General features: G+C 57.3%; 5 protein-coding genes. All 5 read right to left on the bottom strand.

Annotated features, from left to right (window positions below; genetic code table 11):
• Positions 1-27: 27 nt before the first annotated feature.
• The 5 genes from MHH82_RS01800 to MHH82_RS01780 all read right to left on the bottom strand — a co-directional run bounded on the left by MHH82_RS01800 (position 28) and on the right by MHH82_RS01780 (position 12,108).
• Complete coding sequence (locus MHH82_RS01800; protein ID WP_340962771.1) at positions 28-2,706, bottom strand: family 78 glycoside hydrolase catalytic domain; 2,679 nt, start codon at positions 2,704-2,706, stop codon at positions 28-30.
• A 48-nt stretch (positions 2,707-2,754) separates the two neighbouring features.
• A complete protein-coding gene (locus tag MHH82_RS01795) occupies positions 2,755-6,588 on the bottom strand; it encodes a DUF5722 domain-containing protein (RefSeq protein WP_340969784.1) in 3,834 nt (1,277 codons plus the stop codon).
• Between the two features lie 106 nt (positions 6,589-6,694).
• Complete coding sequence (locus MHH82_RS01790; protein WP_340962769.1) at positions 6,695-9,109, bottom strand: alpha-L-rhamnosidase-related protein; 2,415 nt, start codon at positions 9,107-9,109, stop codon at positions 6,695-6,697.
• Entirely contained in the window at positions 9,106-11,250 is a 2,145-nt protein-coding gene (locus tag MHH82_RS01785) for an alpha-L-rhamnosidase C-terminal domain-containing protein (protein WP_340962767.1), read from the bottom strand. Before MHH82_RS01785 ends, MHH82_RS01790 begins: the two co-directional genes overlap by 4 nt.
• A gap of 27 nt (positions 11,251-11,277) precedes the next feature.
• Positions 11,278-12,108, bottom strand: coding sequence for a carbohydrate ABC transporter permease (locus tag MHH82_RS01780; RefSeq protein WP_340962766.1), 831 nt, complete (start codon positions 12,106-12,108; stop codon positions 11,278-11,280).
• Between the last annotated feature and the right edge of the window lie 8 nt (positions 12,109-12,116).

The raw sequence follows: 12,116 nt of genomic DNA, 5'->3' as shown, positions 1-12,116 counted from the left end.
GCTGGTCGGCCGCAAGCACAACGCTGCCTAATAGCGAACCGTTAACTCATAACGTCCCGACAGCAGCTCAAGTTCAAGCATGCTATCGTCCAGGCCGCAGCGAACGATGCCGTCCGGCATACAGCTTGAAGCTGCTCCTTTCCATATCTCTACACCATCGATCAGGAGACCGGTAATGGGGCGGGAGCTCGGTGATGCCAATGCAGCGGTAGCGCTCATCGTGCAGGGCAGCTCAAGCCGCATCCGAATGCCGGATTCGCTGACCCGCTCCCACCGTACGGCGATATTGCCTCTTACGGTGGAAACGGAAGCCTCGGCAAAGTCCAGATCCGGCGCGAAAAAGGGGCGAATTCGTGCCGTCGCGAACCCGGGAGCTCCGCTTTGAATTCCGCAGACATACTCCTGCAGCAAGCGGGCGGGATAACCGTTCCATGCATGGCAATGGGACTCGATATCATCCCAGCCTTCCCACATGGTCTCGGCGCCTTGCGCAACCATGTAGCCCCACCCCGGATAATCCGGTTTACTCAGCAAATGGTAGGCCTGATCCTGTAATCCTTCCTCGAACAAAAGACGGAGCAGCGGGAGCGACAAGACGGTCTTGCTCTCCCACGGTTTGCCTGCCACGGCCTTCAATGCAGCCTCCCGGTCTTTTTGCGGCAGCAGCCCCGCATATAATGCCAACGCATTAACGCCTTGGTGGGTGGCAGTCGATCCCGAGCTGTCATGCAGCAGCTTGCCGGAAGCATCGTACAGCCCATTCAGGACGCTGACTTGCAGCTTCTGCGCATAGGCAGCATACGCTGCACTGTCATCTGCCCGGTTCAGCAAGGCAGCGGCTTCGGACAGTATGCGCAACGCCTGCCATGCCTTGATCTGCTGCACGGTCAGATGTTCGCCTTCATGCTCAACCGTCGGGTAGGGCCAATCGCTAATATGCCATCCGCGGCCGACCGGAATCAGGCCTGTTGCTGGCGATATCAGCGATAGATAACCCTCGATCATGACCCGGAGCGGTTCATAATATCGCAAGAGCAGCTCCGTATCTCCGCTAAACTGGTAAAGCTTCCACAGCAAGGTCGCATAATGCAGGTCCCATTCCGGGATTTGAATGAAAAAGTCTGGATGCTCGTAGTTCGATGGGAACACAAAAGGGAAGGAGCCGTCTTCCAATTGGCCGTCCGCAAAGTCCTGCAGCGTCTTATCCAATACCGGATAGGCATCGAAGTTATAGAGCAGCGTCTCGGCTTGGAGATCGGTATCCGCGAGATACTGCGCCTGTTCCCGATGCGGGCAATCGACCACCTGGCCCAGCACATTGTTGCGCTGCGTCTGCAGGCAAACGTCGTACAGCTTGTTTAAGAAGTCAGACGAACACCGAAAGTGTCCCGTCCGTGCCATGGCCGTACCCGCTGAGCAAATTCGCAGCTGGCCTTCCTCAATCGGTTGCGGATAGCCGGTAACCTCCACATAACGAAAGGCTTTAAAGCTGAAATCCGGCTGCCAATATTCGATCCCTCCGCGTCCATGCATCGTATACAGGTCGTAATAATGATGCGAAGTCTCGTTGCACACTTGATGAACGACCCGCCCGTCGCCATCGAGCGTTTCGGCGTACCGCAGCCGTACCGTGACGCCTGCCATACCGGGCAAGGCCAACTGCGGCCAGCCCGATATGATTTTACCAGCGTCGAATACCTGAATGAGCCCCTCTTCCCCGTTTACGAACGACGGCGCCGCTGCCACGGATGGAATGATAGACTCCAGCTCTTCCGCCTCAGGGAGCTGCTGCCAATGGAGTGACCATTGCTGCGCGGATGGATGAGCAAGAACAACCGAACTGCAGTGTTCCTCTCCAACATCGGGCTGCAGCCAGTTCGGTTCCAGAAGAGCCGCGTCATAGTCCTCTATGGACGATAAGCGGCGGTTCTGCTGATAAGGAGACCCGATGCGATGCGGAATCTGCCTTAAGGCCTGCCATGTCAGATCCGATACAACCAGTTGCTCCGTCCCGTACTCATGCTCCACGTGCAGCTGGAGCAGCATTCCCGGGACGCCGTTCACATAGTTCTGGCCGCTTCCGCCCAAATAATGAGCGGCAACGCCGATGCAGTTGGCACCGGTCGACAAGAGGGGGGCCACATCATAAGCCAAATAATATTTGCGGTGAGGCACCCCCGTCGGTGCGGGTGAACCATAGCCTCCAACCCGTTGTCCGTTGACGAACAATTGGAATACATGGTGGGCGGATACGAATATTTTGGCCCGCGCAACGGCTCCCCGGAGATCAAAGGATTTGCGGAAATAGGCAAAATCATTAAGCTTCATCTCCTCGGACCGCCATATCCATTCGGCACTCCAATCGCCGGGAAACAAGCCCGTATCCCAATATGCCGGTACGCTTTCGCTTTCCGTACCCTGACGGTCCCAGACCGTAACCCGCCACCAGTAACGCGTATTGCTCTGCAGCGGCGGACCATCATACAGGAGGCTTAGGCTTTGGCCACTTCGCCTGCCGCTGTCCCACGCCAAATCTTCGTCCCTGTTAGAGAGACCCTCCGCGGAAAGGGACACCCTCACCCTGTAAGCCGTGCACGCCTCTCCGCGCCGATCGCTCTCCAGCAGCCAGGAAAAACGGGGAGAAGACACATCCAGCCCCAATGGATTCTCCAGACCATGCACAAGCGGTTTTTGTATCGTAAGCACGTTGCCTCTCCCCTTCCAGACTGTCTATCGGGCGTTAGAATCCATCCATCATGGATTCGATTGATCATGCGGCACGTTCACCTGGGTCACGGCCGCGGTTTCATTGCCGGCTTGATCCGTGACCGTGTAAGTGATCGTGTAGATCCTGCCGGAACCTGCACCCGATCTTGCCGCGCGCAAGCTGAATGAGGTATCCATCGTGCCCAGCTCCGCACCCTGAATATCCTCCGCTTGCAGCTCCTCATTACTTGTAATGGAGGACAGCACGACGGAACCGATATCCGAGCCCGAATCGCTGGCGTCGACGGAAGCCGTGACCTGGACCAACCTCTGGTTAGGTGGCCACAACTTAACCGGATCCGCCGTTACGCTCGCCACGGGCGCGGTCTGGTCGATCTTCAAGGTCAACGACTTGATGGAACCCGGTTCCCCGGCTGGACTCATCGTCCGATAGTCCAGCCCATGAATCCCGTCCGTATTCATGATGATTTCAGAACCGTACGTCTGCCATTCTCCGTCATTCACGCGATACTGAATGCCGTAGCCGTCCGGCATGCCATTCGCTGCGCCGAGCTTCACGGTTACCGGGCTTCGGTACCAGCCGTCGTTGCCATCCGGCTGCTCCGGCGTCAAAGCGGCGGTAAGCTCCGCAGCCTCCATGCCGTTGGCTAATCCGATGTCGTCCACATGGAAATATCCTCCTTGCCAATGCACCCGGCTTGCAGGGACAAGCCCGATTTTGATTTTGGTAATCCGGTCCTTAAAGGCCCAATCCCCTAAGTTAACCGCCAGATTGCTCCACTGTTTGGGCGGAACATTCGCCTCTGCTTCCAGCACATGCTGATCGCTGTACACCTTTACCCTAACGGTATAGGATTCGGCCGCAGGCCCGTTCGAAGGATTGATGCCAAAGAACAGGTAGGGTTTGCCCTCGGCATCCAGCGGCTCGTCGAACCGCTTGGCGATGCCTTTGCTGTCGCCCAGCTGCTCTCTGGTCATCACCGTGGCCTTGAGCGTTTGACTGCCGCTCCAGGTGACGGAAGCATCGGTTTCGACGCCGGATACATACTCTGCATGGGTCCAGCCCTCATCGCCGTTCTCAAAATCAAACAGCATTTCCGCGCCCTCCAGCCGCTCCGGGGGAAGGACGGCCGCTGGTGCCGTATCCGGTATCTCCCGCCGAGCAAGCTTGCCGGCATCGAAGGATGGCGCGATAGCCTGCCAGTCGGCGATGCCGATGATCGGCTTCGCGAATTCCGTCACCTCCAGCGAACGTTCCGTATCGATATACTTAAAGACATCGTACACCAGCTTGTGCTCCGCAGGAGTGTTGGCGCCCCTGCTCGTATCCGGATCATGCGTCCATAATCCGAGATTCAAGCCATACTCTTCGGCATGGTCCACATGCCGGTGCAGAATGAAGGAGTCGATGCCGTCCAGGAAGTCCGTAATGTAATAGGCGTACGCATAAGCTGCCGCCTGCAGCTGCTGGCCTTCCGGCGAATTGTCGCCGCTGTGGAAGCCCTGCTCGGACAGGATAATCCGGCGCGCCTCGTTGCCGTACATGAACTTCGGCTGCTTCATGTAATCCACGAGGACGTGCAGGTTTTTAAACGTGATTTTCGGCGTATCGAACTGCTCGAGCGACTGCGGCGCAACCCAAGCTCTCGGATCGAACAAGTTTTCCGGGTAAGGATGATAGGCGATATGCCACGGAATGTCGCCCGCTGCGGCGATCTCCGCCTGAAGCGTATCGATGATCGATCGGCCGTCGAACGAGCCAATCTGCGTGGACGGCAGCTGCTGATCCCAGTTATGCGTCAGCGAAATATACACTCTGGCGTTGCTGTAAAAGCTTTTTACGACGGTATTCGTTATTCTCACGGTCCGGGCATAGTCCTCAACGAATTCCCTGACCGTTTTATCGTTGCCCATATTGTACCAGGTCTCCCCGGCGTCCACCTCGTTGCCAACGATGTAATTGACGGCTCTGCCGTATTTCTCGTCCTCGCGCGAGTAGCGCTCCGCCAGGAAAGCGGTGATGGCTTTATAATACTTCGTCCCTAGCTCATCCGTCGTGTTAAATGCATAGACGATGCCTTCCGTGGCATCCGGATGGAGCAAATACCGGTTAGGCGTGGTATCGTCCATTCCCCCCTTATACATGAGGAGGATCAGGGATACCGTCACCCCGTTGTCGGACAAACTCTTGATGGAATTATCCCGCTCCTCGATCCAATCCTTCTTGAAGTAGAAGGTCTCCCCTTCGTAGGAATATTCGAACGTATTGGCCGGATTGACGGCCCCGTTCATGTACAGGGCGTTATTGTAATCCACGTTCAGCGCCGCATGGCTGATGCCGAGGTCCTCCGCATCGCCGACCATCTGCACCTGCAGCCCCTTCTTGCTCTTCGCCACAGGGAACGGATACGTATTCGGTGCAAGCACCTCGGGGTTGCTCACGTATTTGGCGCGGTCCACGAGCTCCAGCGATCCGTCCGGAAGCAGGGCCGCGACCGCAAATTTGGATTGCAGTCGGGTACGTCCCTCTTCTCCTGCCAGGTCCAGCTCAAACATAAATTGTCCTTGAATCCCCTGTTCGGCAATCGGCTCTCGATTCGCCAGATCCCTTTCGGATTCATAGGGCTGCAGCTCAAACAATTGGAGCTCTCCGCCTTCATAAAGCTCCGCTTCCCCGGGCTTTAATGCGCCCTCGATCACGATCCGATCCCGGGAGGCCGCGATCTCATGCCTCGTAAGCTCCCCGGGGAAAACCTCGATCGGTGCCAGCTGTTTGAATCGGATCTGATCGATGCCGACTTCTCCCGTGCTTGCCCCTCCGTCGCTCAAGAACGTCAACCGGAACTGCTTCAGGCTGCCGCTCCACTCCGGATGCAGCGACAGATTAAATTCCTGTTCAACGGATTGGCTGTTATTCGCTTCGATGTCGAACACCTCCGACTTCGTGTCATCCCAATCGGGGCTTTCCTCCGTAATCCATTCGACCTTCACTTTGTTGAATGGCGACTCGTTCCTCCATTTGACGCTTAATGTATTGTAATGATCGATATCCTGGATGATCACCGGAGATTGCAATACGGGAGCGGCACCCGCCGGTGCCAATCGGAGCTCTCCGCCGGCTGCGCCTACCTCGGCGCCTTGGGCGGTAAACCCTTCCGTTTCCCCGTCCACGTTAAAATCCATGCCGATGGCGTTCGATCCGCTGAGATAATCGATCTGGTAATTGCCGCCCCAGAATTCGTATCCCGGATCGCCCGGCTTCAGTCCGCCGTGATCGAAGTTGAGCATGAACGCGAATTCGATCTTGGTGACGTGGTCCCTCTGGGCCCAATCCTTGACGGACACTGCCACTTTGCTCCAGCTGTTCGGATTGATTTGGGCAATGCTCTCATAGGAATCTTCGCCGCTGAACAGGGTAACCTTGATCAGATAGTCCTCCGTCTGCCACCCGTAGCAATTGGCCGCAAACGTCAGATAGTTCACGCCCGACAAGTCGAGCGACTGATCAAAAGTCCTGGATACTGTTCTCCACTCATAGGCTTTGACTTCATCCGACCATACCTCGAGCACATGGCTTCCCTCATATGGAGAGTTCGGGCCGTTGGCATAACGGTCGGCGTAGGTGACTTTCTCCGCCCCGGCTCCGCTGGTCCATTTACCCGGCTGGTTTACCGCATCAGGCTCGTTAAAATCGTCAATGACAATCGAAGGCGTGTAACCCGTCACGTTCAGCACATGGGGTGATGCCTTTAAATCCGGATCATACGTGCCCGCAAACACGATCCCGGCGGGATACGCTTGCAGGGTGAGCGCCAGCAGGACGGAATACACCAGCAGCGTCTTAAGCCTCTTCAACTTCATCACGCTTGTTCCTCCTCAAAATGGATTCAGATGATACGGTTGCCGCAGTTCTACGCCATTCACCCCCTTTCCAAACCCCTATTCGCTCGTCTCCAAGCCGATCGCCTTAATCTCTGATTCTAAGCACAAGGTCCGTCCCGTCGATCGCTTTCACGGTAATTCCCTCCGGTACCGTCAGCTCGTATTTCAGCTTCCCTCCCTTCTCTCTCTTCCAGCTTGCTTCCATCATGCCAAAGCGCGTCGGCACAGCGCCTTCCGCCCAATCGAGATCACCGGCATGCGGGGCAAGATATACCTCCTGATCGCCGAGTCTGCTTAAATCAAGGCCCAACACGGATTGCGTCAAAATATAACTCGGCGATGCGCCCCAGCCGTGACTAAAGCTCACGGGAATATGATCAACTAAATAAGTTGGCGTATTGCCTTGATAAGCGCTCGGCACGGTACAGGCCGGCGTTGACGGATCATACGTCTCCCACCAGGTCGTCGCTCCCCGGTCCAGCATGCCGCCCCAATAGCTTCTTATGATTTCCAGGGCGCGGTCTACGCGCCCCTTGCTCATCAGCGTCTCCAGAACCACATGATAGAAAAAAGCGCCTTTTAACGGCGGCAGCTTTCCGCCGTCGTACCATTCGTCCAGGAAGCGGTCCTCTTCCGCCGGGTCCATCAGGCCCGACCATATCGCCGCAAAGTTGGTCTGAGCCGTGATCTGCTTCGATAATCCGTCCGATCCGATGCAATCCGCAAACACGATCTCGCCAGGGGGCCGCATCCGCTCCCTTATGGCAGCGCGAAGCCGGACCGCCTGGTCTTTCCACTGCCCTGCCAGTTCACCGTGTCCAACATCTTGCGCCAGCTCCGCCGCCAACCCGAGCGCCTTGTAATAGAAGCAGGAGACGGCCGTCACCCGATCGCGCCGGTCGATGTAATCGGCCCAGTCGATAAAGCACCACCAGCCAGGTCGGTCGGCGCCGGCAAACAGGCCCTCCCGATCCTCCTGCAGCGCGAACCACGCCATCAACCGCGTAATGGCCGGCCAGATTTCTTCCAGGAAACCGCGGTCCTTCGTATACCGCCAGTGGGAATGCACGCCGAACAACCAATGCGCGCAGAAATCGGGCAGCAGAAACGAGTTTCGTTCCGGGCCGGTACCGGGTATGGAGCCGTCGTCGTTCTGAATCCGCGCCCCTTGCAAGAGACATTTGCGCAGCAGCAGATCGTCGCCGAACGCGTGGTAGATGACTTTGCCCATGACCACGGCATCGGCAACCCACAGCGCCTTCTCGCGCAGCGGACAATCCTCCAGATGGTCCTGGCTGTTCACCAGCGTCGTATACGCCCCCACCTCCCAAATCCGGTTCAGGCGCTCATCGCTGCAGCGAAAAAAGCCGGATTCGTCAAACGGATAGTGGACGGATTCGACGCCGAAGCGCGATATCGTCAGCGCGGCCGGCGTCGCCTGTGCCGTAACCTGAAGGAAACGGAAAGCCCGGCGGCCAAAGGGCTTCAGCCGATTTCGCCCCTTGCGCAGGATGAAAGTGTCATACAATTGCAGCTCCAGCGATTCTCCGTACGACAGCTGGATCACGCCGCCCGCAGGCGCGTCCAGCTCCAGCTCGGGATACCCCACGATTTCGCTAGCAAAGTCATACACAACACCCGGCAGCGAGCCGGGCATGCTGGCATCAAGCGTCCAGTCCGTTGTACCTGCCGCTAACCCGCCTGGATCTCTTTCTGTTCCCGCTGAGTCCTCTTGCAAGCCAATCGCTTCATGACCCAAAGGGGCATGCTCCGGCGAACCGAACGCTTCCGTGCTGCCTAAGCGATTCGGCAGCATGCCCGACTCCCCCAGGCTGACGCCGAAATTGGCCTCGGTCCGCACGATCGCTGCCGGACTAACCCATTCCCTGTGCAGCGGAGGAATCTCCCGCGGAAGCAGTCGCGGCCATGGCGAATCCGGATCCAATGCTTTGGCGATAACCACCGCCCCGCTCCAGGAGGAATCGTCGTAGGCGGATTCCTCCCATCCGTCCTCCTGCTGCGCGAGATAAATTTCGCGGAATCCGTTCCACTGATGCTGGCGCGACACCTGGGCCATCCATCTTGGCGATCGCCGGACCTTCCAATCCGCATCCGTGGCGGCCACGCAGAATACTCCGTTTCCGCGCTCGATCTCAAGCTCGGCAATCAATCCCCCCGGCCCTTGCATCTGGCCTGTCACGATATCGGTCGAACCGAAATTGTAGGCGACGATGGCCAGCACATTCCTACCTTTCGCAAGCAGCGGGGTCACATCGATCTCGTCGTAATATTTCCACTGCTGGTCGGCAGGTGAAGGGCCCCTCCCGACCACGGTACCATTGACATAGAGCAAGTACTCCTGGTTGGCTGACACGTACAATCGGCCCGCCATCGGCGCTTCCTGCAAGTCAAAGCTCCTTCTCGCTTCCAGATACACGTTGGCCGTATTCGGGGGGCAATCTCCCCAAATCCAGCTCGCTTGCCAGTGATCTTTCATCATGCCCTCCCTGCCAGCTCGGCTTCCCCGATGCGAGCTGATTTGATCATGCGGCCATGCTCCAGCTTCCATTCCACCTTAATCAAGCCCCTGGGACTTGGAATCACGCCCCGTGCGGCCGTGAGCCCTCCGATCGCATGAGGCTCGAAAGCGATGCGGGCATATCCGGGCTCAAGCGCGCGAATCCCCAGGACATACCTGGCAATCCAGACCACCGGCGTGCTCGACCAGCTGTGGCACAGGCTCATCCGGTAGGAATCGTACGCGGTATACGTGGTCAAGGCATGGTGAATATCGCTGCTCGGCGTCAGCCTGATCCCCTCCCAGAAAGTGGTTGCTCCCGCATCCAGCATCGTTCCCCAGACCGTAGCGATAACCGCCCACGCCCGTTCGTGCATGCCGTACTCCGAGTAGCATTCCGCCAGCCAGTAGGCGGACAATGGCGTGAGCGGGTCCCTCAGCCGATAGTCGAGGAGAAATCTGCGTGCGCTGTCTTCTCCCACATACCCGCTCTTAATGCCGATGACCGAGGTGAGCAGCGCGTATGACGGCCCGATGAACTGCTCCTCCTTAAGCTCCGCTTGCGGTTCATCCCAATGGAGCCCGAGCTCCGGCATGTAATCCGCCAGCCGTTTCATTTGGCTCTTCGTCATGCCATAAATCGCGTTCAGGCACGCCCACGATTCAGACGTCCCCATGGGCGACCATTCGATAAAGGAATGTGCCTCTCTGGCATCCGGCATGAAAATCCCGCTGCACGGATCCGCATTCGCCTTCACCCAAGCGATATGCCGCTGCAGATCCTCCCGGATTTCCCATACGAATTCGCGGTCTCCCGTCTCGAAGTAGTAATCCCATATGCTGCTGAGCCACCACAGCGTATAGGAGGGGAGATTGTTCATCCAATAGCCGTAAGGGGTCCGCCCCAGCTCCCGGAGCGACCGCTTCAATACCGAATAATCGTCCCAGAGCGAGTATTCGGTTTTGGCGGCCAGGTAAATATCGTAAGCCCAATTCAGGCGATCCCGCTTGATGCCGTCCCACAATCCGATTTGATGGCAGACCCGGCTGGTATGCACCGACACGTCATAGATGCGCTGCATAAGGTCGTTGTCCGTCTGCAGCTGCCCCGCCTGGTTCAGCGCAGCACCGGCAGCCTCCAATCGGAGCTCGATATGGAATGTTCCTCCATCGTCCCCGCTTACGTAAATTTGCACGTACCGCATGCCCTGGGGATTCGTTGCCGACAGGCTCCCCGGCGGAATCGCCAACCACTCGGTCATGCATCCGTCATAATGCCGCAGCTCCTGCAAGGATTCAGCGCCATTCCACAGCAAACCGATCTCGGAATCGCCGTGGTTGGTCACCTGCATCCGCACATTGAGCTCATGGGGCAATTCCAGCAGCAGCTCCGGCATCCGGCTCAAATCCAGCCCTTTCTGCTGAGTCCTGCGTTCCTTCCATTCGCCCTGCTTCAGAAGATGATAAAAAATATGCCGTTCATTCCGGGACTCCACTTCGCCTAGGACGATTCGCCCTCCGGCTGTTCCATTCATCTGAATTACACCATCTATGCCGCTGACCGCTTCCACTCCGGATGCGGACATGACTCTTATGCCTTGAACAGGCTCGACCACGATATCGCCGTATCCTCCGGCAATAAACCAAGGAGGCGCATGATCCAGGTCTCCGAAAGGCTCCTCGCCCCAAACGCATACCACCTCTGCCGAACCGTCCCCGGCCTCCCAGGTATCATCCGTTGCCAGCCATAAGCCTTCGCTTCCGCTCAAGTAGGCGATGCATCCCACCGAGCGGTCATGCAGATGCATATTGATGGGATGCATCGGCATCGGCTCCGTATTTCGGAGCTCGATTCGGAGCGTATAGGCTCCAGGCTCCAAACCGCCGGGGAGCCCCTCTACCGGATAAAATGCGGACGTATGCCTGGCATGCTCCGGGAAATGGCCGATCACGGCATCGTTCAGCCTGATCTCGGCTTCTCCCGTACAGGCGATTCTCATCTCAAGCTGCTCAACCGCGGCATGCAGGACAAAGGTTTTTTCCAGTACGACATGCCGCCGGCCCTCACGTTCCCTGTGCCAGATCCAGCTGGGTATCTTCTCCGCTTGTCTGTGTATATTCATCCATCTCTCTCCATTTGGTCCGTCGTTTTATATTTTTAAAGCCCCTTGCGTAACGCCTTGAATGTAATACTTCATCCCGAAGCTGAACAGCAGCACCAGCGGAATCGCCGAAATGATGTACGCCGCGAATTCCACGCCCATGTTGGAGATGCCGAACTGGTTCGTGAATTGCGTAAGCCCGACGCCAATCATCTGGATGCTGTTCGATTTAATGGTCAAAAGCGGCCAGATGTAATCGTTATAGATCCCGACGGACTGCATGATCATCAAGGTCATGAGGACGGGAACGGACAGAGGCAGCACCATTCTCGTGAACACCACGAACTCTCCCGCACCGTCGATTTTGGCGGCATCAAACAGCTCGTTGGAAATGCCCGCCATGAAGCTCCTGCACAGAAACGTGCCGAAAATCTGGCCGCCCGCGGCCGCGCTGATAATGATGACCCACGGCGTATTCACCAGCCCCAGATTCGCATACAGGACGTAAGAAGGGATCAGCGTCATGACGCCCGGTATCATCATGATGGCCAGCATCAGCATGAACAGCACCTCCTTGCCGAGAAAGTCCTTCTTGGCAAAGGTATAGCCCGCAACGGCGGACAGGGCCACGACCAGCGTGCCGCCCACCGCCGCATAGAGCACCGTATTCAAGGTATACCGCCAGATCGCCGCGAAGGCTTCCGCATAATTCGCGGTCTGCGCCGGGATGGGCAGCGTCCAGATGCCTCCCAGAATCTGCGCGTTATTTTTGAAGGATGAAATCAAGGTGAAAGCGATGGGGGCGAGGGTCAACGCAACAAAAACGATAAGCAGCACATAAAGCCCCGACTGATGAACGAGTCTAGCCTTAGCATTCATGCCGTTTC

It is taken from the genome of Bacillus sp. FSL K6-6540 (assembly GCF_038007545.1).
Note: the sequence above shows the minus strand (reverse complement) of the source record. Positions and strands in the feature narration are given on the sequence as shown.